This window comes from Microbulbifer maximicatervae (SeqCode) (genome assembly GCF_052467815.1).
Genome location: NZ_CP174326.1, coordinates 4,882,367 through 4,908,195 on the forward strand (window position 1 = coordinate 4,882,367; position 25,829 = coordinate 4,908,195).

A 25,829-nucleotide genomic window follows, 5' to 3' on the forward strand; every position below is an offset into this window, starting at 1 on the left:
GCAAAATGAAAGCCGTTTTATTTGACCTGGATGGTACCCTGCTTGATACAGCGCCAGATTTTATTGTTGTATTAAATCAACTGCGCCAACAGGAACAATTACCTCCACTGCCTGACGAGACGATCCGGGGAACCGTATCCAATGGTTCCAGGGCGCTGGTCACATTGGGGTTTAACAAAGAAGAAGGTGACCCTGCCTTCCCAGGATTACTACAAAGGTTACTGGACCTCTACCTCGCACACCTTGCAGAGAAGACGACCACCTTCCCTGGCATCGACAATCTGCTCGACAACCTGGTTGAAAAAAACCTTCCCTGGGGGATTGTCACCAATAAACCGGAGGCCTACACCACTCCTCTGATGGAAGCCTTTACCCATCTACCGCCAGCCTCTGCAATTGTTTGCCCTGACCACGTCAGCAAATCCAAGCCGGACCCCGAGCCCCTATTTTTAGCCTGCAGCCAGATTGGCTGCGCTCCCGCTGAAGCAATTTATATCGGCGACCACAAGCGCGATATCATCGCCGGCCAAAAGGCTGGTATGCCAACTATCGCTTGCGGATATGGTTATATTGACTCAACAGATAACCCCGCCAATTGGGGGGCAGACCACCTGGTAAATTCCGCCAATGAAATTTGGCCCCTTCTAGAACAACACTATTTTTGAAACTTGAAGTAATACCGGGCACCCAAGCCCGGTGACAGTATCGGGATATTTCATGTCAGACTTTGTTGGCGACTATCAAGCGCCCTCCGACTTATTAAATAGCAAGATTATTCTTATCACCGGTGCCGGAGACGGCATAGGTAAAACTGCAGCAAAGACTTTTGCCGCTCACGGGGCGACGGTAATTTTGCTAGGGCGTACAACTCCCAAGTTAGAAGCAGTCTATGACGAAATCGAGGCTGCCGGTGGGCCAAAACCGGCTATTTTCCCCATGGACCTGGGTGCGGCAAAAATAGAGGATTTCGAGAGCCTTGCAGAAGCTATTCGCAACGAGTTTGGCCGCCTGGATGGACTCCTGCACAATGCCGGCCTACTCGGGCAACGCACCCCTATCGGCAATTACAATTTCAATACTTGGCAACAAGTAATGCAGGTCAATGTTAATGCAGCATTTGGGCTAACAAAGGCAATGCTGCCCCTGCTAGAGGAATCAGAAGCCGGCTCTGTTATTTTTACAAGCTCCAGCGTTGGAGTTAAAGGGAGAGCCTATTGGGGAGCCTATTCAGTATCGAAATTTGCCACCGAAGGGCTAATGCAGGTACTCGCCGATGAACTGGAAGGGGTTTCCAATACCCGGGTCAACTCCCTAAACCCTGGGGCAACCCGTACAACAATGCGAGCAACTGCCTACCCAGCAGAAAACCCCCAGTCGGTAACCTCTGCAGAAGATATTATGCCCACCTACCTCTACTTAATGGGTAGAGACAGCAACGGCATAAGCGGGAAGCATTTTAGCGCCCAGAAGAAATAGAGACCCTGCCCCATGGACAAGAATCCGAACTTCGGTCTCGGGCGCTTGTCCATGAAACTCTTGATTGAAATTGTACTCGGTAGCTAATTAACTATTCACCGAAGCCCTTTTCATCACCATCTTTTGCACCTGAGCCTTCCCCAACTGGCGGCATATGCTCCGGAGCATCGGCAAATACATCACCCTCAAACTCCATCATATGCGAGCCATCAAACAGCTCTATATCTTGAGCGTCTCCCGAGTATTGGTTGTAGTCAACAGACTGATCATCACTCTCACTAAGCACGATCCCCACAGCATAAGCTGCAGACCGGTCAGACACTGCGAGACTTATTCCTTCGCAAGACACATACCCAATCACAACAGCAAACAGTGCTGCAGGTGTTAGCAACCCCTTCATCTTTCCGCCCCTGGATAGTTAACTTTTATGATTTTTTGCTTATTGATAGCTTGCCAGACTTTTAGAGGCATAGTTAGTCACCCCCTGACTTCAAACCTAACCCAACATCTCAAATAAATTAGCCATTAAGGCCGCTTCTCAGGTCATCTGTGCTATTGCGCAAATTCTTTCATGTTGGCAAGCTGAAAAGTGTGAGCCTTTTCCCAAATCTATTTGTTCATGCCGACCATGTCAGGCAGAATAAAAGTCATAATTAGCAAATAAGTCGACACCCTGAACTATGAAAGCCCTCATCATTTTTGCCCTGCTAGCACTTTCCTCCTCGCCAATATTTGCGGACTCGTTAAAGAACCAAGTCAAATCCTGCTCTGAAATTAAACCCCAAGAAGGTCGTCTCAGATGCTATGACCGGATCGCCAACTCCCTTGATCAGCAAGCAGTTAAAGAGTTTGGCCAAGAACAAAAACGGATAGCTGAAGAGGCCCCCAAACATATTGAGGCGAAAATAGTCGCAATCCAAATGGCAGCGCACCAGAAGCGTCTAATTTCCCTCAATAATGGCCAAACGTGGAAACAAAATGACTCAAAGGGAGTAAATTGGAAAATCGGCGACCTTGTGGTTGTAGAGCGAGCCATGTTCGGCTCCTTTTTTATGAAACCTGCCGACGGTGGACCAAAGCTTCGCGTAAAACGCGTTAAGTAGTATCCGCGCCCCTCTTGGTGGGTGCCTGCACCCACCCCAATCATTTCCCGTCAATAATCCACCCTCCTAATTTCAACCAACCCAGGCACTTTCAGCAACACTCTTCTATAGTGAGAAAGGAATAGGCGCCAAAAGCGCCTTGAGAGGCTAAACAGCGTGTAGTACTTACACAGCCAACAGAAGGTTTAAGCACTTGTCCCGAGAACATTTTTACTCAAGGGATGAAGAATGGCTGAAGGATACAGGCGAACCACTCTCTGACTCCTGCCAGGGCGCTAGCGAGCCCGACCCCCAGGTCGAGCAAGGCCCAGGCGTGGAAGAGATCCACGCAACGGGTGAATCCCTCTCCGAGAGTGGCACCACCCCAATGCAAAGCTATCTCAAGCATCTATATAGGCTTGAACTACTGACCCCGGAGGAAGAACACAGCACCACCTGCCTACTACGTGACCTGGAGGAAAAGCTAATATTCAACCTCCAGGAAAGCGGCACCGAACTGGTCCAGCTGCGAAGTGAGGGAGTGGAACAACGAGGAAGCACCGGTGCCTACGACCATGGATTAATCATTGCTCACACGGAAATCCTCCTCACAAGTGAACATTTGGATCGGCGCAGTCGCAGCAGGATAATCGGGCTATTACAACGCTTTCAAAAACAGCGGAAAAAACTGATCCAATGTAATCTGCGCTTGGTTATTGCTATCGCAAAACGCTTTCGCAACCCATCTGTGCCCTTTATCGATTTAATTCAAGAAGGCAATGTTGGATTAATGAAAGCCATTGAGCGATTCAAACCACAAATGGGATATCGATTTTCCACCTATGCCTACTGGTGGATTCAGCAAGAAATTCAATTAGCCTTAAGGCGCAACGAAGATCTAGTCCGACAACCGGCTAATGTTCAGGATGATTTAAGAGCAATCTACAGGGCCATTGGCGAAGTCCGTGCTCAGGGGCAGCCCGCATCTGATGACAACCTAGCCCGCCACACCGGACTGGACATTGAGAGAATTCAGAGCCTGTTAAAGCTACCTGGGCCCACCGGCTCTCTGGATGACCCGGTTGCAGATGACCAAAGCAGCACCAGACTGGACTATGCGCCAGCTGACGAGCTGTACAATACCGATGAACTGGTAACCAACCAGGAGCTAGCTCAGCGCCTCCGTGAAGCTGTTGCCCGTCTCCCCGCACGACAAAGGACAGTCCTCAACTTGAGGTACGGGTTAATTTCTGACAAGGACTGTTCTTTTCGGGTTATTGGTGAGCAGTTAGGGCTTAGCCAGGAGCGCGCGAGGCAACTACATTCTGACGCACTTCGACAACTGAAACGGCAGTGGCGCTAGAAAAGGAAGAAGCCGGTGGCAAGCCTCTTTAGGGAGCTTGCCATCGAACCCTTTCCCACTAGTCTTTAAAACAGCCCTATCAGTTAGTACCGCGAAGCTATGCGTAAATCAGTGGCCTTTAACGATAAGTGCAGTGCTTTTAAATACTGCGCCTATATTTTTTCCTGCGGACTCTTCCTTACTCCGCCAATCCACGCGGAATCTGAATTCATTGTAAGTGCAGGCAAAGGACTTGGGAATGAATTGATGCAGTATCGCTCTATCTCGGCTTCAGAAATGGCTGGATTTAGCTACTCACATTTACTGTCTTCATTTAGCCTTGGCAATAATTCATTACAATGGTGGGGCCAAGGCAGTTACTCCCATATGCGAATTGAGCATCGAAGCGAGAAACAGCAGCAAAATATTCTCGAAATTAAACCAATTCTCCGCTGGTACCCTCGAAATGAATTTCAGGGCGGATTTGCTGAAGCAGGTGCAGGCGCGTCCTACTTAAGCCAAAAGAACTTCGGTGATATCGGATTGAGCACCAAACTAAATTTTGCCCTGCACTTTGCTCTTGGGTACCGCTTTTCCAGAGGCTACATCCTTTCATTAAGATACAGTCACTTTTCAAACGCCAGAACCAATACACCCAACCCCGGCTTTGATTTTGCCTCTTTAAATGGACATCTTAGTTTTTAAAGACTCAATGCTATAGCCCAGCTACTAGCGACTCGCGTGCCCACCAAATTAACTTATAAGATTCTGAAAAAAATCTATGGTTTTTCCAGCTGAAGCTGCATAACTAAACTCTTGAGGGTTCGAGTTGTTTGGCTTGTTCAGCAAATTCAAACTTGTTTGTATTAAAGATTTAATATCACCTCGCTCCACCAACCCTTCGGGGAAATAATTTTGCAAAACCTCACCCGTACAGCCTCCAGAATAAGCGACTACCGGGCGCCCCATTGCCATTGCCTCCTTGGAATACTTTGCATTCTCATCCTTCTCACTGGCGAGTTGAAATACTAACTGGGAAGTTGCATACAACTCACGCATATCACGGCGTTCACCGAGAAAAGTTACCTTGCCGCCGAGATCCAATTCTTGCGCGAGCCCTTCCAGTTTTTTCAAATAGCGTAAATCATCATCCATCAAAGCCCCTACAATCACTCCATGAATATCTTCGTTGTGTGCAGCAGCTTGGGCCAACATATGTAAAAACTCTTCTTGCCCCCCACTTGCAGAGATCTCTCCCGGCATCAGCCACCAGTTTTTCCCTTCCAGCTGAGGATAACTATTCAAAAGCTTCAATTGCCACTGGCTCGCCACTGGTTTCTCTCGATCAAACTCGCGAATATTGATACCGCGATAAATAACCTCTACGGAGTTTTCAACAATTTTGGCAGAGGAATTCCTCAGGTTCTCTGCAACCCCATGCGAGGTTGCGATAATTCCATCTCCCGACAGAAAACCTTTATTTAAGTAACTTTTGGGAAAAGGTTTATCCACAAGAGGTACCAGCTTGGGCCGACTTGTAGCCGGCTCACTCTTTAAGGCGCGCCAAGCTAGAAAAGCTGTTAAACGGCCATAGGTATGGACAATATCCGGGTTCAACCCCGTAAGAATCTTACGCAGGCGGGATTTATGCCGCAAAGACCATATTGACTCAGTGGTTTTTGGAAAGCTGATAAAGTCACTACCGTGCAGACGAAACCGCGCCTCCAATGGCCCACCAGCAGAAATCACCAGAGACTCGTGGCCGTTTTTGACCAGTTCACTTGCAAACTCAAGCGCAAGAGTTGCTGTGATTCCGGGCTCTAGATTGGGCAAAAATTGTACAACTTTCAATTTGACTTCCGTGGCAACAAACCAAAAGGTCTATTTTGACTTCCAATAAGATAATTTCCCAGTAAATCATCACTAATTTGCAAGCCAGTGACTCCATACGCAAAAGCTCCCCTGGCACCCGAAAGTGTTAGTGATAGTATTTGCAATGGCAAACCACTCAGGGACCTGAAAATGCTTCACCGACAAATAAGTTACTTTCTCGCCTTTACGCTGCTTCTGCTAACAATAGGTGCTTCAGCTGCTGAGAGCGACAAAGGTGTCTTCTGGAAAGCGACCAAAGATAGTAAAACCATTTACTTATTAGGCTCTGTTCACTTGGCAACTGAGGATTTTTACCCCCTTAGATCAAAAATCGAGCAAGCCTATACCAAAAGTGACGCCATTGCCGTCGAGGCCGATATTCTAGCTGCAGAAGGCGATAGCCTGTTGCAGCAGCGAATCAAGATGGAGTCTGTATACCAGGGAAAACGCACCTTAAAAGACGAATTACCACCGGAGCTTTATAGCCAACTAAAATCTTGGATGCGAAAGCGGAATATGCCCGAAGCTATGTTTATCCAGCAGCGTCCCGCCATTGCCATGATTTCCATAAGCATGATTGAGATGCAAGCCCACGGCCTCAATCCAGAGCTCGGCATTGATCGCCATTTTCTGTTGAAAGCTAAAAAAGATGGGAAATCTATTCTGGAACTGGAAGGAGTTCTCCAACAGTTCCAAATGTTAAATGGCCTGGACAACCCTGCATTATTATTTCAACAAACCCTCGAGCAAATTGGGGATATTTCATCCTTTTTGCCCAAGCTGACCGGCGCATGGAAAAGAGGTGATGAGGATGAATTAAACCGCCTAATCATCCTGGATGGTCTAACAGAGAACCCTGAATATAAACCTCTTTATGACACTTTGTTCTTTGAACGCAATGAAAAGATGGCAGAAAAAATTGCCCTAAAGGGGCCAAATTACAAATCTCTTTTCGTTATTGTCGGCGCTGGCCACCTAGTAGGCGATCGTAGCGTTATCAAGTTTTTGAGTGACAGTGGTTACAAGCTAGAGCGCCTTTAATATGTCACCCTGAGCATTTTCGGCGCAGGCTTTCTGCGCCCCTCTTCTCATCACACCGCCACGCCCCAACCTTTTCTATTGCTAAACTCGAATAGCACTTCTTCCGTGACCAATGACAACTCTCAAATAGAGGCGCTCAATGAAATATTGGGGAGCATGCTGTGCCACTTCAATATTTTTATTTTACTTCCCAGCCATCGCTGATGAAGCCGAAACAAAAGGTGGACTGAAAATTGTCTCTGACGATGGGAACTTCTCCGCACAACTAGGCGGAAGAATTCACTTCGATACATATATTTTTGATAAAGATCTGGAAGACCCGGTTAACACCACAGACTTTCGCCGCGTAAGGTTGTCAATGAAAGGCAAAATCTGGAAGTGGAACTACAAACTTGAGAGAGACTTTGCATCCGATGGGACTGGAGGATTGCGAGACGTCTATTTAGCAACAAAGTTCTATACGGGAAAACTAACCATCGGCAACTTTAAACCCAGCCGCTCAATCAATGAGCTGACAAGCTCCAATGACCTAGTGCTCATGGAGCGGGCATTTACCAGCGCTGCAGGTATTTATTCTGGGCGTGGGCGTCAGCAAGGTATCGACTGGCATAAGCATTGGTGCTGTCATACATTTGGTTTTACGTTATTCAACTTACGGGACCCAGGCGATCCCAGGAACTCGGGGGTTGGCGCAGCAACTCGACTGACCTGGGCTCCAATTAACGATGTTTTATCAACAGTTCATCTGGGTGTATACCGTAGCTACGAAAAAGCGAATCAGGACAGTCCCGATATCACTGCTGAAGTTGCCTATGCGGGCCGACGAGGGCCGGAGCAGCTGATAGCAATCACACCTGGCGGATCAGATAATTTTTTTGGCGAGTTTGGTGACGATGAGTTTTTCCTTGGAGATGGCGGAGGCCGGGTCAATACTACCGGTTTCGAGCTAGCTGCGACTTACGGCCCTCTATTCGGCCAAGCGGAGTATGCGTATGGTCATTTCACAGGGAAGATATACCTTTCTGAATTGACCTATGAGGAATTCTTCGGTCTTCCTCCAAGTTTTTTTTGCGACCCCATAAGCGGATGCTTTATTGGCGGACAGGATGTTCACGCCTGGTACATTATGGGAAGCTGGGCAATTACCGGCCAACATAAACCCTACGACTCCAAGTTGGGGGTATTTAAATCTATCAAGCCATCTCCTCCAGAGGGTGCCTGGGAAGTTGCCGCAAGATATACCGCTATAGAGAATCGGGATTTTCGCCAGCTGCGAGCGAGTAATTTTACATTTGGGGTCAATTACTATTTCAACCCCAAAGTCCGCGTAATGATGAACATCACCCTCGGTGACGATGATTTTACTGGAGATAAAACCAACCAATTTGCCATACGACTACAAGGGGTTTGGTAGGGGAGGTATAAAGTGGCTCAAGACAGTCCTCAAGCCACTTTACCAAACGGAAATTTAACCTACTTGCTGCGCCTTAGCTGGGTCAAAAACCTCAACCTCTGCAGAAAGTTTTATATCCCGAACCGGATTTTCAAATCGATTTAATGCGATATTTCGCTGCTCTTTCGCTTTCTCAATATTGGCCTCTTTCACCGGGCCGTAGCCCCGGATGATATCCGGATATTGAAGTAGCTCAACTGCAGCAGCGTGATTCTGCGAATTTAATTGGCCCAGAACTTTCTTAACCAATTCTTCATATTCACTGATCAGTGCCCTCTCCATTTTTCGCTCAGCAGTATAACCAAATATATCAAGCGCCGATCCGCGCAAGAACTTCAGCTTCGCCAAAACACCAAATGCCTTGTACATCCAACCGCCAAATTTCATTTTGCGGGGACGCCCCAAGCCTTTATCGAAGCGCGCCAATAACGGGGGAGCCAAATTGAACTCCAGTGTAAAGTCACCACTGAAGTTCTCTTTTAGCGATTCGGTAAAGCGGCTATCGGTGTATAGGCGGGCCACCTCGTACTCATCCTTATAGGCAAGCAATTTAGCATAATTGCGCGCAACCACCTCGGCCAACTGCACATTCCCGGGCACTTTTAAAATCTCAGCAGATTTCACCGTATCGACCAAACTGCGGTAACGCTCGGCGAGGTCCGCATTTTGATAACCGGTGAGGTGCTCCACCCGGTGAGCCACAATCGCTTCAAGAGTTTGTGGTACCTCTACTGCAACTTTTTCGTGGGTTAACAGTTTGTCCAGAGCGTTGCGATTTTCTGCCGCCAACCGCCCTGCAGCAAATCCCTGCAGATTTCCTTCCACAGCGACACCGTTTAAGCGGATTGCTTCCAGCAGGGAGGCTTCAGTTAGCGGAATCAACCCTTTCTGCCAGGCGTAGCCGAGCATAAAAATGTTGGCGGCGAGCGTATCACCCAGAGCTGCCTTGGTCAGGCGATGCGCCTCTACTGAGCTGAGCTCATTAACCGCACCACTCACCGTATCCAATACCGCTTGCGGTGAATGGACATCCTCACGCCCGAGAACCGTTGCCGCCGTTGGACTCAAGTGGGTATTCACTACCGCGCGACTGTGCGATTTATCCAGTTTAACCAAACAAGCTGCCACATTGCCGGCTGCAATCAGGTCGCAGGCCATTAGGGCATCGGCACGACCGTCGGAAATACGTACCGCCTGCAAAGCCTCGGGCGCAACCGCAAAGCGAATATGGGAATAAACCGCACCGCCCTTCTGAGCCAATCCGGTCTGATCAAGGGTACTGCACGCCTTGTCTTCGATATGTGCCGCCATCGCTAACAAGGCACCAATGGTCACCACACCCGTACCGCCAACGCCGGTAACCAGGAAGTTATAGGGCTGCTGTAAGCCCGGAAGCTGCGGCGAGGGCAACTTGGCCGCTTCAGTTCGCAACACTTCGCCTACCCCGGCGCCCTTGGCAATATTGCCACCTTTCACCGTGACAAATGAGGGGCAGAAGCCGTTAACGCAGGACATATCCTGATTACAGCCGGTTTGGTTTACCCTGCGTTTGTCGCCCAGAGCTGTTTCCACTTTCTCAACAGCGATACAGCTCGACTGCTGGACGCAGTCCCCACAGCCTTCACACACCAGCTCGTTGATAAAGGGGCGCCCCTCGGCTTTAGGCAGTAGCCCGCGCTTGCGCTTACGGCGCAGTTCGGTGGCACAGGTCTGGTCATAAATAATAACGGTACAACCTTCAACCTCACGCAGCTCATCCATTACAACGGGCAAGTAATCCCGGTGACGAATTTCAACTTCACTGGGGAAGGACAGCGCACCCTTGTATTTATCCGGGTTATCCATCACCAGGATAACTTTCTGCACCCCTTCTGCCAAAACTTGGCGACAGATCATATCCGGAGCCAACTCACCATCGTGGGGCTGGCCGCCGGTCATGGCGACCGCATCATTAAACAGGATCTTGTAAGTGATATTGACCTTGGCAGCCACGGAAGCGCGAATCGCCAAAATACCGGAGTGGAAATAGGTACCATCACCCAGGTTTACAAAGACATGCTTTTCAGTGGTAAACGGCGCCTGCCCTACCCAGTTGACCCCTTCGGCACCCATTTGGGTGAAGGTATAAGTCTCCCGGTCGAGCCACTGGGCCATATAGTGACAACCAATACCTGCCAGGGCACGGCTTCCCTCCGGCACCTTGGTAGAACGATTGTGGGGGCAGCCGGCACAGAACATAGGCAAGCGAGACACACTTGAGCCCGTCTGCTGGGAAATACGCTCAGCCAGGGCATTGAGGCGCATCAAGCGGTGCTTGCCGCCTTCATCCAACTTGTCCTCACCCAAAACAAAACCCAATACCTGGGCAATAATCGCTGGCGACAGCTCGCCATAAGCAGGCATCAGCGGCTGATCACTATCGTCCACTTTGCCGAGAATACGCGGGAAATTCGGGTCCTTCACGTGGACGTTGTACAGCTCCTCTTTCAGCTGCACTTCCATCAAACTGCGTTTTTCCTCAAGCACCAGCAGCGTATCCAAGCCACGGGCAAACTCCTGGATACCCGGCACATCCAACGGGTAGGTCATACCCACTTTAAGGATTCGAATACCGAGCTGCTTGGCCTTCTGCTCATCGATACCCATATCTTCGAAGGCCTGCATCAAGTCCAGATGGGCCTTACCGGTAGTGATGATGCCGAGGCTCGCCTCAGGGTTTTCCAATACAACCTTGTTGAGCTTATTGGCGCGGGCAAAAGCCAGCGCAGCAGGGCGCTTGTAGCGCCACAGGCGCTCTTCCTGCTCGAGAGGGTTATCCTGCTTGCGAATATTCAGGCCGCCCTCGGGACGTTCAATATCCGGGTAGTGGAATTTAACCCGCTCAGGGTCCACTTCCACGGTCGCAGAGCTATCCATATTTTCTGCCAGGGTGATCATTGCCACCCAGCAGCCGCTAAAGCGAGACAGCTCCAGCCCGTAGTGACCATAATCCAACACTTCCTGCACGGTGGCGGGGTTAAGTACTGGAATATGCATATCCACAAAGGCAAATTCAGACTGCCCGGGATAGGAGGATGACTTACAGCCGTGGTCATCGCCGGCAACGATCAGCGCGCCACCTTTGGGAGAGGAGCCAGCGGCGTTGGCATGGCGAAATGCATCGCAGGAGCGGTCGACACCCGGTGTCTTGCCATACCAAATCCCACAGACGCCATCCACTTCTGCCCCCTGGAACAAGCCCACCTGCTGGGATCCCCAAACTGCCGTAGCCGCCAACTCTTCATTGACGCCAGGTTGGAAACGGATGTTGTACTCTCCCAGCAGTTTTTTCGCCCTTGATAACTGCAGATCGTAGCCACCCAAGGGCGACCCCCGATAACCGGAGATAAAAGTCGCGGTATTGAGATCGCGATCCCGGTCCATTCGCATCTGGTCTATGGGTAAGCGCACAAGGGCCTGGATACCTGAAAGGAGCACACGGCCCTTGAGCATGGTGTAGCGGTCGTCCAATGAAACCTGTTTTTTTACTTGGGAATCCGCCGTACTTTGAGGACTGGTTACTTTTTCAGTCATACACCTACTTCCGGTTAATTATTCTTCTCGAAACCCGGTTCGAGTTATTAGTCATTATTCTTCCGAATAGTCCGTTTTCTGTGGTCAGATGCGCCTGTTTTTATATTTGCCGCAAAGTCCCAGAGCGGCTGAGGGCACACTGCACCTATCCCGAAACGGTTTAGTCAGGTCATACTAGTTCGTTAAGCGCAATAGAGCATTGCTTTATTCACGCAAATATGCGTAAATTTGTGATAGAAGTTTCGATTTAGATAATTTTTATAGGATAGGAGTCTTTATGAAGCGTTCGACAGACCTGGATGATTTTGACCGTAAGATTCTGCGAGCGCTGCAGGAGAACGCAGATTACTCCATGGCAGAGCTGGGCGATAAAGTCGGTCTTTCGCACACTCCCTGCTGGCGCAGAATCAAGCGGTTGGAAGCCGAAGGCATTATCCGTGGCCGTGTTACCCTGCTGGACCCACGCAAACTGGATCTGGGTGTCACCGTATACTGCTACGTTACCATCCACAATCACGATGAGGAATCCCTGAACAACTTTGAATCAGCAGTTCAGGATGTCCAGGAGGTGGTCGAGTGCTACTCCACCAGCGGAGACAAAGACTATGTCCTGCGTGTTGTAGTAGATAGCGTGGAGCACTATGAGCAATTACTGAAGCGCTCCCTGGTACACCTGCCAAACGTGGCCTCAGTCAACTCCACCTTTGCCCTAAAGCAGGTGAAGTACACTACCCAGCTGCCACTTTAAGCCAAAAGTGTGAAAAGTAAAGCCCCTTGTTTTAACGCATGGGGCTTACTGAGAAAATTTCGGTTACTCTGCCATCTCCCGCAGCGCATTAAGTAAATGATCAAGCGTTTCCTGCAGTGACTTTCTGTCACAATCCACCGTTATTTCTGCATATTGCCGGTAAAGGGCCTGTCGCTCTTCAAATAAGTCCGCAAAAGACTGCCCTGGCGCCTTCGCAATGCCACGGCTTTCATAATTATGGATACGCCGGCGTAACTCCTTAGCTGAACACTGAAGAAACACTACCACACCCTGACTGCGTAGATTCTCCATGCCCTCTTCGCTGTAGACGGCGCTTCCTCCAGTGGCAATAACATCACTGGGGAGGGTGGCCTCGGCTAATACCTCCCCTTCAATGGCACGGAGATTAAGATAGTCACTTTCGGCCATAATTTGCTGCAAAGTCTTGCCCTCCCTGGACTGGATCAGAACATCAGTATCTGTAAACCCCAGTGCCAGCTCCTTTGCCAACAACACCCCCAGCGTACTTTTACCGGCGCCGGGCATTCCAATCAGGACAATACTTTTTCTTTTTTTCATTTTATTAATACTTGCACATTCAATCGCTACGACGGGGAAAGAATACCGAGCGCAACCAGCCCAATAAGGTGTTCCCACCCAACATCATCTTATCCAATTCATCCAGATTATGCGCTTGGCGAAAGGCATCGGCAAATAATGCCTCCCGGGTAATCATTCGTCGCTTGGGATTAATTGATTTAATGGGTTTTGCCGGATTACCTGCAACAACCGTATTTGCGGGGACATCTTTAGTGACGATACTGCCGGCTCCTACTACAGAATTATCACCGATAGTGACACCTTTGCAGATGGTTGCACTATCTCCAATCCAAACATTGTTACCCAGCCGCACCGGGGAAGTACAACGGAAGGGCCGCGTGCGATTGTAGAGCCCGTGCCAATCAGAATCGGAAATATACACATTGGCTGCGATCATACAGGCATCGCCAATCTCAATAGATTGAGCCGCAGAAATACGCACCCCTGGAGAGATCAATACGAAATCCCCAATAGTAATAAATGCCTTTCCCCCCTTGTGTCCAAAAGTGGTAAAGCGAATACATTTCTCGTTGTTGGAGATTAAGTGAGGGTAATTTCCGAGCCGAACATTTCCGCCAAAAACATGGACAGAACCCGGGTCCATCACTTCCGGCTCAACCCCAACCGCATCGAATTGTGGCAGAAGGAAATACTCTGTTCGCCATTTGCGCCAACGCAGCTGCAGTCGCTTGAGCCAATAGGGCCTGTGATCCTTACGCATATTTTAATTTCTACTTATATTTTATGGGATTTACGGAGCCCTGAATAAAAACCCAATTGCTTTTGTATTAGTGGCAGTTTAGTGTTTCGGCCACGAAAAATAGCAAGCGTTTACCCATGTCCCTAAATCTACCTATTGATATTCGAGCAATTAAAGGTTTCCTCGCCGCCCATGAAGGGGAAGCTCTCTACCACCTGGCAGCTGAAGCCAGCTCACTGGGTCCCTGTCTTGAAGTGGGCAGCTACTGCGGCAAATCATCAATTTACCTGGCCAGTGCCTGTAAGCTGACCGATAACGTCCTGTTCGCCGTAGACCACCATCGTGGATCTGAAGAGCACCAGCCAGGAGAGGAGTATCACGATCCCGAACTGTTTGATGGCCAGGCCAATTTAATGGACAGTTTTCGCACTTTCCGCGCGAATATTCGCGCGGCTGAATTGGATGACTGGGTTGTTCCCGTCGTCGCCCCCTCCGCAACAGCTGCACGCTGCTGGAATACTCCTTTGGGTCTCGTTTTTATTGACGGCGGCCACTCCCTGGAAGCGGCCATGACCGATTATCGCAGCTGGTCCCGCCATATCGTGCCCGGCGGCTACCTGGCTATCCACGATATTTTCCCGGACCCCGCCGATGGCGGCCAGGCGCCCTACGATATTTACAAGCTAGCCCTGGCTTCCGCTCAGTTCGAGCTCGTCGAAACTGTCGACACCCTGGGAATCCTGCGCCGCATTTGAGGGCAGGCACACCGATGTAAACAGCTCGCTCGCTGGCGTTAATCCGGCGAGCGCATCGGCAGCCAGAAGCATGGCCCCTACAGTCCAGGTGGTTTTTTCCTCCGGCCAGATGGCCTCATCCCGGTAGACATAACCGGTCCAGTAGCCCCCATCTTTATCCTGCCAGCGGTGCAAGCCGCGATACAAAATTTCCGCCCGCGAACGCTGGCCAGCAGCGATTAGGGACATGGTGAGTTCGCAGGACTCAGCCACCGTCACCCAGGGCTCATCGCTGACGCAACGACATCCCAACCCGGCCACGACAAACTCATCCCAGCGCTGCTGAAGCCGCAACTGCGCTGCCTCACCAGAAAAGGCACCGGTTAATACGGGATAAAACCAGTCCATTGAAAAGCGCGCTTTGCTTTCCCAGGTGCGATCAAAGCGCTCCGGTTTATTGCGCAGCGCATCGCCCAGAGCTTCCCGGGCAAGTATCCATTGCGGGCGAGCAACCCCTAGCTGGTAGGCAATATTAATTGCGCATTCCAGACTTTTATAAATGGAAGAACAACCGGTGATCAGGGCATCTTCCATAGGGGCGCCCTCTGAATCTACCGCCCAATGAATTTCGCCAAATTCCGTTTGCAAGCGCAATACAAACTCAATTGCACGCTCCACCATCGGCCAATAGCGCTGTAAAAACAGTATGTCTCTACTGATCAGGAAGTACTGCCAAATTCCTGTTGCCACATAGGCAACAAAATTGGTTTCACGGCGCTCCCGGTTGTCAATATCGCCATCTTTATAAGCGGCCCACCAGCTGCCGTCCTCCAGCTGAATCTCAGCCAACCAGCAATAGGCGTTTTCAGCAGCTCTGAACTCCCCGGCAATGGCGAGCCCCATAGCGGCCTCAACATGATCCCAGGGGTCGGCATAGCCCCCTTTAAACCAGGGAATTGAGCCATCGGGGAGTTGCTGGGAGAGAATATAGGCGGCGCTATCCTGGATAAATCCTTCAGGGAAAAAACCAGAAGCTTTTGCCGGCACAGAAACTTTACTCATGCTTCAGCTCCCTCTGGCAGGGAGAGAGGCGTATCTACTCGTTGTGTCGAACCAGCAGGTTTCACAAAATAGAGAGCGATACTTTTTCCCAACAGCGGGTTCAATAGTTTTTCGAGAATCCGGGTAAAGGCTGGTTTCTTCATCAGATCCCACACCAACAGGCGGTGATAGGCAGAGACCAAACGGGAATCGGGCTTGTCCCAAAACAAACACTTTAACCACCAATAAGGTGCATGCAACGCATGGGCCTTATGCCGGGCAAAATAGTGGTGTCCCAGCCTTTCAATATCCTCTCGCAGCTCGCGCTCGCGGAATATCCGGATATGCCCACCCTCAACCTGATGGTATTCATCGCTGAGTTTCCAGCACACCCATTCGGGAAAAAATGCCGGTACTGTCGCGGCAAAAATACCGGAGGGTTTTAATACCCGGTTAATCTCAGCCAGAACAGACTTGTAATCGGGGATATGCTCAAGTACCTCTGAGCAGATAACCACATCAAAACTCCCATCGGCAAATGGCAGTTGCAGGCCATTGGCAACTCCGAACTGCAAGCGACCTTTTGAATGCTCGGGAGAGCGAAAAGGCTCCGCTCGTTCACTGGCAGTGCGCACATCATCAAAACACAGATCAATGCCGTAAACATCGACATCATCGGTGATCATCAAGTGAATGGAATGGCGCCCTTCACCGCACCCCAAGTCGAGGACTTTTTGGCCAGGACAAAGATTTAAGTGCTGGGGATCTACAGTAATCATCAAGCCGCCTCCGCACTGCGCATATTCGGAGTTTCTATTTCATGACTACTGGATTGTTCCGCCAGTGTATGTCCGAGAATTTCCCGGTAATATTTCACCAAACTCTCTGCAGCGATTTTCCAGGAAAATTTATTTTCAATGCGCTGGCGACCTTTCTCACTGAGTTCTTTTCGCAGCGCTTCGCTGGATAAAACCTGGCGCAGGGCATTGGCCAAAGCTTCGTGATTTCCTGCAGGGACCACGATTCCGGCATCCCCAACCACCTCAGGCAAAGCACCCCCGTCACTGGATACTACCGGAGCACCACATGCCATTGCCTCCCCGGCAGGTAAACCAAATCCTTCGTAGAGCGATGGGCAAACTACCGCTGTAGCCTTGCGGTAATTATCGACCAGTTCTTCGTTAGAAATACCGGAGACAAACTGAACCCTATCCTGAAGATCCAGATCGTGAAGCAAGCGTTCCGTGGCGCCACCTTCGCGTAATTTGCCAACCACCAACAACTCTATGTTTTCATATTCCTGGCGCAATTCCGCCAGCGCCTGCAATAAAAAGCGCAGACCTTTGAGCGGCTGGTCTGCCGATGCGGTGGTCATAATTCGCAGAGGCAAGCGCTTATTCTCTGCCCCTGGGTTGAATAATTCGGTATCAATACCGTTGTAAATCAGGTGAATCTGCTCGGGAGCCACGCCAAACTGCTCGATAATATCCCGCTCAGATTGCCTGGAAACGGTCACGATATGGCGAAGTTTCCGCGACACCTTGATCTGCATATTCAAAAAATTATGCCAGCGACGTACCAGCAAACGAAAACGCCAATCGGGGGCGGCATCTAATGCCAGTTGACGATCCCGGGTAATGGGGTGATGAATTGTCGCGACAACAGGCAATCCATTTTTTTCGATATCCAGCAAGCCGTAACACAGTGATTGGTTATCGTGAACAATGTCGTATTGTTTGCCGTGCTTGCGCAGGTATTTATTTACCCGACGGCCAAACGTATAAGGCTCGGCAAAACCGCCGGTAAGCTTACTCCACCATTCAAAAAAATCCGCCCACGACAGCAGGTGGCGAGGTTTCAAGGCCCGCGCTGGACGCTCAACTTCATAGAGATTCAACCCTGGCATTTTGATGAGCTTTACGCGCTCATCGAGTTCTGGGTAGGGCTGGCCAGAAATAACATCCACGGAGTGACCAGCATCTACCAGTGCTTTACTCAGGTAGCGCAGGTAGATGCCCTGACCACCACTGTGTGGATTGCTGCGATACCCCAAAAGGCATATTTTTAGTGGCTGCGTCTCGCCAGCCGTTGGACCGTCTGCACAATTTCCCAAGGCGGTCATAGTTTCCCCATCTGCAATATTCTTATACCCCATAACATTATCCGCTCTCGCACAGACATTCTGCGAATGCCAACGTCTAAAAGCCGACTGTCTGGGGTGCCTCGCTGGTAAAGCGGAAGAATACACTGGCGGAGAAATGACTGCTAGGCGGAAGCGGTCCACACTCTTGGTATCCTGGCCCAAGGATGTGTGCTCGCAAGCCAAAATAGCAACAAAAGCCCAGCAACCGCACACCGTGTCAATCGATGCACTCAAGCCATGGCAACTTTAAAAGAAGGGATTAATGCGAACAGGAAGTGGAAATAAGTCAATCAAAAATAAAAAAATGCCCGCCAAAAGGCGGGCCAGATTTCTCGAACACACTTTCAGGAGGAGAGTTTCAAGTACATTACGCACTTAAATTTAGGTATAGCAGAGGAAATACCCCCCACTAACTCTCCTGTCGTGAAAGCCGTTCACTAAAACGGCAATCGGCGCTAAAGCACACCGCCAATGTTTATACCCGATGCAGATAACTCTGGTATTCAACATCGGTAACGCGGGCAGCTATCTCTGCTTGCTCCTGTCTTTTCAACAGAGAGAACAATTCCACAAAGCGCGGATCAAGGTACTCGCGCCACAAAGGGCTCTGCTCAAAGCGCTCCAGTGCACCACTCCAGGTATTGATCAACTTCTCACTCTCCACCTGATAGGCATCGCCTTCCACAGGTGCAGGCGCTTCCATTTGGTTCTCAATGCCATGACACACACCAGTGAGAATCGCAGCTAACACCAGATAGGGGTTAACATCCGCCCCCGCAATGCGGTGCTCGATACGCCGCGCCACAGGATCGCTGGCAGGCACGCGCAAAGTTGTAGTGCGATTATCGTAGCCCCAGCAGAGGTTCAGCGGTGCGTGAGAACTCTCTTGGAAGCGGCGATAGGAGTTGCTGTGAGGTGCGAAAAACGCCATCGCATCGTTGGCAGTCGCCAGCATTCCTGCTGCGGCATAACGCAGTAAATCGGAGCCAGTGTCAGAACCGTCATCAAAAACGTTCTTCCCATTGGCGTCGATCAAACTCATATGCACGTGCATTCCGTTACCCGCCTGATCCCCGAAAGGCTTGGCCATGGTACTCACGCGGAAGCCGTGACTGCGCGCCACCCCTTTTAACAAGCGCTTAAACAGTAATGTTTGGTCGGCCACTTTAACGGGATCGGCACTGTGCAACAGGTTGATTTCAAACTGTCCCGGCGCACACTCCGACAATACTGAATCTGCGGGAATACCCTGTGCCTCGCAGGCAGCTCGCACATCGGCAAAGAAGTGTCGCTGTGCATTGAGCTCGGACAGATCGTAAACGTCGGTGGAAGGCACCAGCTCGGCGTCGTTATCGCTAACCGGGCGCGGACGCGCCAGATGATCCACCTCATCGCGGAGCAGATAGAATTCCAGCTCGGTCGCACACACGGCGGAATAACCCAGCTTGCCGAGACGCTCTACCACGCGTTGCAACTGGCTGCGGGGATCGGCATAGAGAGAGGAGCCATCTGCCTCATGCAACTGCATATGCAGCTGGGCAGTGGACTCGCGATGCCAGGGCGCCAGGCTAATAGGCGAAACCGGCAGACAAACGCCGTCGCTGTCTCCACTGGCAAATACCAGCGGGCTGTCTTCGATATCCCGCCCCCAGATATCGAGACTGACCGCGCTACGCGGCATTTGCAGACTGCCCTTGAGCAATTTCTCCGCAGCTTCTGCCGGCAACCACTTCCCTCGCGGCACGCCATTGATATCGAACATAAAGCCTTCGATCCACTTTAGGTCCGAGTGCTCTGCCAGGAATTTTTGCGACTGCTCCAGCAGATCGGGCTGGGCAGTGAATTCTTTTTCTTGAGACATAAGGTGCCTGGGGTGATCCAATCTAAACGCAGAGACGGCCCAACACCGCTTTTCCATTAAAGCTATGGAAAACGGGGTATCAGACCGCCTCTGCAACAGAGTATCTTGCCGCTATGTTACGCCAGTGCTTTAGCAGTGTCGTCCAGGGCGCGGTGCGCTTTTTCTACCAGCTCATCGACCTGTTCAGTGGTCATAATCAGCGGTGGTGCGATAACCATGGCATCGCCAACGGCGCGCATCACCAAACCGTGCTTGATACTCAGGTCACGACATACCGCACCAGCGGTGCAGTCATCATCAAAACGAGCGCGGCTGGCCTTATCTTTTACCAGCTCCAAGGCACCGACCATACCCAAACTGCGGGTTTCGCCAACGATCGGATGCTCCGCCAGTTCAGCCCAACGCTTGGACAGGTAAGGGCCGGTTACATCGCGGACATTCTCGATAATCTTCTCGTTGCGCAGAATATTGATAGTTGCCAGACCTGCCATACAGGCAGCCGGATGCGCGGAGTAGGTGTAACCGTGGGTAAACTCGCCACCTTTGGTTTTGATCACCTCAGCGACACGATCACTCACCATGGTACCGCCCAGGGGGAAGTAACCATTGGTTACCGCTTTGGCAAAAGTCATCAGGTCGGGCTTCATGCCGTAATAGTCGGCACCGAACCACTCACCGGTACGGCCGAAACCAAAAATCACTTCATCCATCACCAGCAGGATGTCGTACTGGTCCAGCACCTTCTTGACTTCCGGCCAGTAGGTTTCCGGCGGGATAATTACGCCGCCAGCACCCTGGATTGGCTCAGCGATAAACGCCGCAACATTATCCGGGCCCAGCTCCTGTATTTTCTCATCCAGGCTGCGAGCCGCTTGGATACCAAACTCCTCTGGAGACATATCGCCGCCCTCACCGAACCAGTAGGGCTGCTGTACGTACTCAATGTAGTCGAGCGGCTGGAATTGCTTGTGCATACCGCTCATGCCACCCAGGCTGGCACCGGCAATGGTAGAGCCGTGATAGCCATTCTTACGGGAAATAACGATGCGCTTCTCCGGCTTTTCCTGGATATCCCAGAAACGGCGGATCAGGCGCAGGTTAGTATCATTTGCCTCGGAACCGGAACCCGTGAAGAACACATTGTTCATATGCGCCGGGGTCACTTCAGCCAGGGCATCGGCGAGTTCAATCGAGGGCACCGTAGTGCACTGGAAGAAGCTGTTATAGAAAGGCAGGGTATTCAGCTGCTCGTAGATCGCATTGCTGATTTCTTTACGGCTGTAGCCGAGATTGCAACACCAGAGGCCTGACATGCCATCAAGCATTTTGTTGCCATCAATATCGGTGATGTAAGCGCCCTCGGCGCTGGTAATCACACGGGTCCCCTGCTGGCCCAAGTCATGGAAGTCAGTAAATGGGTGTAGCAGGTGCTCACGGTCGTGTTGCTGCAGCTCAGTCTTGTTCATATTTCTCTCCTGGCTTTCACAGGCCTTGCTCAGCGCCCACCAATCGGGCTCAAAAGGCCAAATCGTTACCACTAATTTGTGATCACATTCTAGTGGGGCCATCGACAGAAGCGCAAGGTCTATCTGCCCTTACCGAAAACATAAGGTCGAATTGCGCCAGTGCGAGGAGAAAAATTGGAAACTAAATGGTCAACTGGGGGGGAGGAGCCGCTACAGCAGCTCCTCTGCAGAGATAGAGCCGAGCCCCTCTTCAATATCCTGCTGAATGGCTTTGCGCACCTTCAACTCATCTTTACTGGCAATAGCTTCGAGCAGATCTTGATGCCGGTCTGGCAACTCCTGCACGCCAAAGCGCTGGAAAACCAAGTGCTGGAGGGGAGCTGTCTGTAGCCACAGGCTCTCGATCAGGGACAGGATGATATGGGGCTGCCCCAGGCGATAAAGGGTAAAGTGAAATTCCAGATTAGTGGTCACATAGCGCTCGATGTCTTTCTGAGCGAGAGCTTCTGTTACACGCTCATCCAGCTCCCGAAGTTGCGCTAATTCAGCATCCCCGACCAATGGCAGTGCCTGTTCAGCGGCCTGACACTCCAGGGCCACGCGAGCGGCACAAATCTCTGCCAGTTTTTCCGGGGTCATTGTCGGCACCCTGACCCGGCGGGTATCTGACAGCTCAAGGGCCCGCTCCGAGGTCAGGCGACGCAACGCTTCGCGAACCGGCATTGGACTGCAATTAAGCTCCGAGGCCAAGCCCCGAATAGTAATCGCCCTACCCGGCAAAAACTTTCCCCGCAGAATGGCATCCCGCACCTGAAAATAAACCCTCTCCTGAGTTGTGCGGTACTCTTCCTGGGGACTGTTAAATTCCTGCACCATACCTATGCTGCCCTGACCTGCTCCAACATATGAGGGACATCCTCCGCACCCACCTCAATTAAATGTTCAGCTGCCCGGCCACTTTGCCAAATTTCATAAAAATCATCTGCCACCCGGCGACTGAGATCAACCACCCGCCCCCAGTACTTCAAACGGTCTTCACGGTCGAGCTTGTAGAAATCATTGCGGTCTGGAATTTTTCTATAGGGCAAGGAGGCAACAAATTTGGGCGAAGGAGCCACAACCAGAGTGGATTGCATGGCATCTCCGCGAACCCGTCGCCAAGAGAGCCCTTTATCAAACCAACCGGGCACCATATAGGGGAAAAAGTGCGGATAGAGCACTAGGCCCTGGGGGTGGCGGAAGCGCAGATCAAAGTGGTAATCGGTGATACCGCCATCGCGATAATTACCCTGTGGAGCTCCCTCTGGTGTCTGCACCCCTGTCATTACCAAAGGGATACAGCCACTGGCCAGTACAGCAGCACAGGTATTCTGCTCGGTCAGCGGAATATTTTCGGTGCTCAGGTTCTGGAAGTGAATGCCTGCCGACTCTTGCGAATGAAAAACCACCCGCTCCCAAAAAGCGCTCAGGCTGTTGCGAGATACAGCATTTGCCAGTGCCGAGGCGAGTAATGCCGGCGCCAACAGTGCCTTGTTTTCACTGGCCAGTGGCCCCCTGCCCCTGACCGCCACAAAGTGACTGTGCCAAATGGGATTTTCCACTACCTCGCGAGCACCTTCAGCACCCAACACTGCCTGTAGCATCTTGCGACCGCCGGCAGTAATCTCCTCAGGGGAAGGTTTGTCTGAATAGGTTTGGTAAATGTAGTGATGCTCTAATCGCTCAAGTGCTGACAGCGGCTCTGCCATTGCGTAACACATGTTGCGAAAACTACCGATAGATGATCCCAAGGTGACAATTGGTTCGCCCCGCCCTTTGAAGAACTCCCCCATCAATACCCGATCCAACTGGCTAATCACCAGCCACTTGGGACCGCCGGAAGCGCCGACCAGCGTCGAAAATTGCCTCTGGGACAATCCCTCTTCACGTATGCGCCGCGCAGCCGTCTCTCCGGCCAGTAGAATACAACTGGTATTTTTCACTCACTTTCTCTTTTTCTTGGCCGTCAGAATTTATCTCAGGTTTCAACTATCCCGGACTACCACTCACCCTGATTTTCCATAGACATCCAGGGCTCCTGTGGTGGGAGAGGCTCTCCACTTTGCAGCAACTCAATGGAAATCCCATCTGGGGAGCGAAGAAATGCCATATGGCCGTCTCTCGGGGGTCTGTTGATAACCACTCCCTGATCCATCATACGCTGGCACACCCCGTAAATATCATTTACCCGATATGCCAGGTGTCCAAAATTCCGCCCGCCAGTGTAGCTTTCCGGGTCCCAATTGTAAGTGAGTTCCAATGTCGGGGCCTTATTCTCCCTGGCCGCTTCAAGATCCTCGGGGGCTGCGAGATACACTAGGGTAAAACGCCCTTTATCATAATCATTTCGACTAACGACCTGCAGGCCCAGCTTTTCACAGTAAAACGCCAGAGATTCATCCAGATTGGTTACGCGAACCATGGTATGTAAGTACTTCACCCTCTACTCCTTCTTGTTGCCAAGCTCTACAATCAGCCCATAACAAATAAATCGGCTTTTTAAAGCTAAACGCATATGTATAAAAAATTCTATCGCGAGTTCCTTCAGGCGCCCAGTGGCAGTCCCTCTTCCATGCTGCACATGGCTTGCCACTCCCACCACTACTGGCCCGATGTTACCCTTGATGCAGTACAGCAGTACTGGCGCGATTCAGCACTTCTGGCCGATGAAAAATGGGGGCCAATTTTTGAGGAGAAGATACCCTCATGGCAAGCGGCGATCGCAAAATCCCTCAACCTACCCAGGGCAGACTTGATCGCTATAGCCCCAAATACCCATGAACTAGTGTATCGGCTACTGAGTTCATTCGATCCCAGTAAACCATTGCGCATTCTCACTACAGACGGAGAGTTCTACAGTTTTACTCGCCAATTACAACGTCTGGAAGAGCTTCCTCAAGTAGAGGTAACGAGAGTTGCTAAAGAACCCTACGCCACCCTGGCAGAAAGATTTGAGACCGAGCTACATAAAAATGAATACCATCTGGCCTATGCCAGCCTGGTATTTTTTGACTCCGGTGTGGTATTTCCTCGGCTGCTGGAGGTTGCGGCACAGAAACCGCATGACACACAATTCGTTATCGATGGATATCACGGTTTTTTTGCTCGCCCAATCGATCTTTCAACCGTTGCAGACAAGGTTTTTTTTACAGCAGGATCATACAAGTACCTAGGCGCCGGCGAAGGCCTGTGCTTTATGACAATTCCTGCGAACTGCACACTGCGCCCCCTTAATACTGGCTGGTTCGCAGAAATGGCGGAGCTGGAGAATCGCTCTGGCGAAGTCGGATATAGCGACAATTGGCTGCGCTTTGCTGGGGCGACCATGGACTATTCAACACTCTACAAAGCCCTGGCTATTTTCGATTTATTCCATCGCGAAGGCATTACCATCGAGAAAATACACAGCTATGTTCTCAATGCGCAAACCCGGTTCCTGAGTAGCATGGATAACTCAGACCATCCCATCTTGAATCGCAACAACTTGATTTGTCATGATCTGGAAGAAGGTCACGGCCACTTTTTCACATTTGACTGCTCACAACCAGAAGTCTCACAGAGGGTTCAGGAAGAGCTCAAGGCTCGAGCAGTTCTGTGTGATCGGCGACAACAGTTTCTCAGGCTGGGATTCGCCATCTATCACGATAAGGATGAAACTTACCAGCAGGTTTTTAACTCTTAAAGCTTCAGAGCTAAGAGGACAGAGTGATTTTTACCACCGCCGCTAGAGCATATTTAACACCTAAAAGGCACACCGGCTCAGCTGCGGTTCAGGATTCAATCTATAAAATAATGGCGCCATTTTCGTCGCAACAATCAGCACTCAATGGATAAGGAAGCGTTATGAAAGCAGTAAAAATTTCAGTAATTTCCCTTCTCGCCCTGCTCGCCACCGCCTGTGGTAACGAGCGGGCTCCAGAAGACCGGGGGACCATGGTATCCATCGCTGCACGGGGGGAGGCAAGTCAGGTTCCTGATATCGCAAAAATTTCTGTCGGAGTGGTGACCGAGGCAGAGGACAGCAAACAGGCAATGCGCGATAACGCCAATCAGATGGAGTCTTTAATGGCCACCATCAAAAAATCGGGTATCAACAAGAAAGATATTCAAACCACAGGCGTTAACCTATCTCCGCGCTACCAGTACCAGCAAAACAAAAAACCCCGAATCACTGGTTACACCGCGCGAAATACCGTCAGCGTGAAGGTTCGCAAACTGGATGAACTCGGCAAGGTCTTGGATAATCTTACTGCCGCTGGCGCCAACCAGATCAACGGTCCGAGCTTCGAAATTGGTGAACCTGCTCCAGTTCAAGCCAAAGCCCGGGAAAAAGCCCTTGAAGACGCCCAGGAGCGTGCAGAAATGTACGCCAAAGCGCTGGGTACAAAAGTGCGTCGCATTGTCAGTATTTCAGAAAATGGCAACGGCGGTATGCCACGCCCCATGTACCGCACTGAAATGGCGGCCATGAAAGACAGTGCTTCCACCCCCATTTCACCGGGAGAAACCACTCTTACCGTCAATCTGGATCTGGTATACGAACTCGAGGACTAATACGGAGCAATAGCTACTCACATACGGAGGCAGGAAGGATACACGGCGCTTGGGGCCATTCAGGGCTTGAATATATTCACAGCGCATTTCGATTCTTCCCTGCT

The 25,829-nt window shown here is 50.8% G+C and carries 24 protein-coding genes; 11 read left to right on the forward strand and 13 right to left on the reverse strand.

Annotation, left to right across the window (positions count from 1 at the left end; translation table 11 throughout):
• Positions 1-5 precede the first annotated feature (5 nt).
• Entirely contained in the window at positions 6-665 is a 660-nt protein-coding gene (locus ACJJIW_RS21135; RefSeq protein ID WP_413662676.1) for an HAD family hydrolase, read from the forward strand.
• Positions 666-717: 52 nt separating this feature from the next.
• Entirely contained in the window at positions 718-1,476 is a 759-nt protein-coding gene (locus tag ACJJIW_RS21140; protein WP_444936278.1) for a YciK family oxidoreductase, read from the forward strand.
• Positions 1,477-1,567: 91 nt separating this feature from the next.
• Here the strand turns inward: ACJJIW_RS21140 and ACJJIW_RS21145 are convergent, their stop codons facing one another.
• The gene (locus ACJJIW_RS21145) at positions 1,568-1,876 is read right to left on the reverse strand and encodes a hypothetical protein (RefSeq protein WP_282932038.1); all 309 of its coding nucleotides are present in this window, start codon (positions 1,874-1,876) and stop codon (positions 1,568-1,570) included.
• Positions 1,877-2,156: 280 nt separating this feature from the next.
• Here ACJJIW_RS21145 and ACJJIW_RS21150 point away from each other — a divergent pair, with 280 nt between their 5' ends.
• The 3 genes from ACJJIW_RS21150 (at position 2,157) to ACJJIW_RS21160 (ending at position 4,605) form a co-directional block, all read left to right on the forward strand.
• Positions 2,157-2,579: a hypothetical protein gene (locus ACJJIW_RS21150; protein WP_282932037.1), complete on the forward strand. Its 423-nt coding sequence runs from the start codon at positions 2,157-2,159 to the stop codon at positions 2,577-2,579.
• Positions 2,580-2,772: 193 nt separating this feature from the next.
• Positions 2,773-3,921 carry a sigma-70 family RNA polymerase sigma factor gene (locus tag ACJJIW_RS21155; protein ID WP_282932036.1) on the forward strand — a complete coding sequence of 383 codons (1,149 nt, stop codon included), beginning with the start codon at positions 2,773-2,775 and terminating at the stop codon, positions 3,919-3,921.
• A 111-nt stretch (positions 3,922-4,032) separates the two neighbouring features.
• Positions 4,033-4,605 (forward strand): acyloxyacyl hydrolase, encoded by a 573-nt coding sequence (locus ACJJIW_RS21160; protein ID WP_444936279.1) that lies wholly within the window; start codon positions 4,033-4,035, stop codon positions 4,603-4,605.
• Positions 4,606-4,653: 48 nt separating this feature from the next.
• Here ACJJIW_RS21160 and ACJJIW_RS21165 read toward each other — a convergent pair whose 3' ends face one another.
• The gene (locus ACJJIW_RS21165) at positions 4,654-5,751 is read right to left on the reverse strand and encodes a glycosyltransferase (protein WP_282932035.1); all 1,098 of its coding nucleotides are present in this window, start codon (positions 5,749-5,751) and stop codon (positions 4,654-4,656) included.
• 171 nt (positions 5,752-5,922) lie between these two features.
• Between ACJJIW_RS21165 and ACJJIW_RS21170 the strand changes: the two genes are divergently transcribed.
• Together ACJJIW_RS21170 and ACJJIW_RS21175 are read left to right on the forward strand one after the other, a co-directional pair.
• Positions 5,923-6,813, forward strand: coding sequence for a TraB/GumN family protein (locus ACJJIW_RS21170; RefSeq protein WP_444936280.1), 891 nt, complete (start codon positions 5,923-5,925; stop codon positions 6,811-6,813).
• 139 nt (positions 6,814-6,952) lie between these two features.
• Entirely contained in the window at positions 6,953-8,227 is a 1,275-nt protein-coding gene (locus ACJJIW_RS21175) for an OprO/OprP family phosphate-selective porin (RefSeq protein ID WP_444936281.1), read from the forward strand.
• Positions 8,228-8,281: 54 nt separating this feature from the next.
• Here ACJJIW_RS21175 and ACJJIW_RS21180 read toward each other — a convergent pair whose 3' ends face one another.
• Positions 8,282-11,839: an indolepyruvate ferredoxin oxidoreductase family protein gene (locus tag ACJJIW_RS21180; protein ID WP_444936282.1), complete on the reverse strand. Its 3,558-nt coding sequence runs from the start codon at positions 11,837-11,839 to the stop codon at positions 8,282-8,284.
• A gap of 277 nt (positions 11,840-12,116) precedes the next feature.
• On the opposite strand from ACJJIW_RS21180, the gene ACJJIW_RS21185 reads away from it, so the two are divergent.
• On the forward strand, positions 12,117-12,587 hold the full coding sequence (locus tag ACJJIW_RS21185) for an Lrp/AsnC family transcriptional regulator (RefSeq protein ID WP_020413378.1): 471 nt from the start codon (positions 12,117-12,119) through the stop codon (positions 12,585-12,587).
• Between the two features lie 63 nt (positions 12,588-12,650).
• Here ACJJIW_RS21185 and ACJJIW_RS21190 read toward each other — a convergent pair whose 3' ends face one another.
• Positions 12,651-13,166, reverse strand: coding sequence for a shikimate kinase (locus tag ACJJIW_RS21190; RefSeq protein WP_444936283.1), 516 nt, complete (start codon positions 13,164-13,166; stop codon positions 12,651-12,653).
• Between the two features lie 19 nt (positions 13,167-13,185).
• Entirely contained in the window at positions 13,186-13,908 is a 723-nt protein-coding gene (locus ACJJIW_RS21195) for an acyltransferase (protein ID WP_444936284.1), read from the reverse strand.
• A gap of 116 nt (positions 13,909-14,024) precedes the next feature.
• On the opposite strand from ACJJIW_RS21195, the gene ACJJIW_RS21200 reads away from it, so the two are divergent.
• On the forward strand, positions 14,025-14,642 hold the full coding sequence (locus ACJJIW_RS21200) for a class I SAM-dependent methyltransferase (protein ID WP_282932028.1): 618 nt from the start codon (positions 14,025-14,027) through the stop codon (positions 14,640-14,642).
• Here ACJJIW_RS21200 and ACJJIW_RS21205 read toward each other — a convergent pair.
• The 8 genes from ACJJIW_RS21205 to ACJJIW_RS21240 form a co-directional block, all read right to left on the reverse strand.
• A complete protein-coding gene (locus tag ACJJIW_RS21205; protein ID WP_444936285.1) occupies positions 14,571-15,683 on the reverse strand; it encodes a prenyltransferase/squalene oxidase repeat-containing protein in 1,113 nt (370 codons plus the stop codon). The two genes, ACJJIW_RS21200 and ACJJIW_RS21205, sit on opposite strands and share 72 nt — an antisense overlap.
• Positions 15,680-16,441 (reverse strand): class I SAM-dependent methyltransferase, encoded by a 762-nt coding sequence (locus ACJJIW_RS21210; protein ID WP_444936286.1) that lies wholly within the window; start codon positions 16,439-16,441, stop codon positions 15,680-15,682. The genes ACJJIW_RS21205 and ACJJIW_RS21210 overlap by 4 nt, the downstream gene beginning before the upstream one ends.
• Positions 16,441-17,817, reverse strand: coding sequence for a glycosyltransferase family 4 protein (locus ACJJIW_RS21215; RefSeq protein WP_444936287.1), 1,377 nt, complete (start codon positions 17,815-17,817; stop codon positions 16,441-16,443). Before ACJJIW_RS21215 ends, ACJJIW_RS21210 begins: the two co-directional genes overlap by 1 nt.
• Before the next feature lie 463 nt (positions 17,818-18,280).
• Positions 18,281-19,666 (reverse strand): glutamine synthetase family protein, encoded by a 1,386-nt coding sequence (locus ACJJIW_RS21220; protein ID WP_444936288.1) that lies wholly within the window; start codon positions 19,664-19,666, stop codon positions 18,281-18,283.
• 116 nt (positions 19,667-19,782) lie between these two features.
• Positions 19,783-21,132: an aspartate aminotransferase family protein gene (locus ACJJIW_RS21225; protein WP_282932024.1), complete on the reverse strand. Its 1,350-nt coding sequence runs from the start codon at positions 21,130-21,132 to the stop codon at positions 19,783-19,785.
• A gap of 210 nt (positions 21,133-21,342) precedes the next feature.
• On the reverse strand, positions 21,343-22,008 hold the full coding sequence (locus ACJJIW_RS21230; protein ID WP_282932023.1) for a GntR family transcriptional regulator: 666 nt from the start codon (positions 22,006-22,008) through the stop codon (positions 21,343-21,345).
• 2 nt (positions 22,009-22,010) lie between these two features.
• Positions 22,011-23,114, reverse strand: coding sequence for a hypothetical protein (locus tag ACJJIW_RS21235; protein ID WP_444936289.1), 1,104 nt, complete (start codon positions 23,112-23,114; stop codon positions 22,011-22,013).
• Between the two features lie 56 nt (positions 23,115-23,170).
• Entirely contained in the window at positions 23,171-23,611 is a 441-nt protein-coding gene (locus tag ACJJIW_RS21240) for a VOC family protein (protein WP_444893272.1), read from the reverse strand.
• Positions 23,612-23,686: 75 nt separating this feature from the next.
• Here ACJJIW_RS21240 and ACJJIW_RS21245 point away from each other — a divergent pair, with 75 nt between their 5' ends.
• Together ACJJIW_RS21245 and ACJJIW_RS21250 are read left to right on the forward strand one after the other, a co-directional pair.
• Entirely contained in the window at positions 23,687-24,853 is a 1,167-nt protein-coding gene (locus ACJJIW_RS21245) for an aminotransferase class V-fold PLP-dependent enzyme (RefSeq protein ID WP_444936290.1), read from the forward strand.
• A 161-nt stretch (positions 24,854-25,014) separates the two neighbouring features.
• Positions 25,015-25,725 carry an SIMPL domain-containing protein gene (locus ACJJIW_RS21250; RefSeq protein WP_444936291.1) on the forward strand — a complete coding sequence of 237 codons (711 nt, stop codon included), beginning with the start codon at positions 25,015-25,017 and terminating at the stop codon, positions 25,723-25,725.
• The last annotated feature ends 104 nt before the right edge of the window (positions 25,726-25,829 follow it).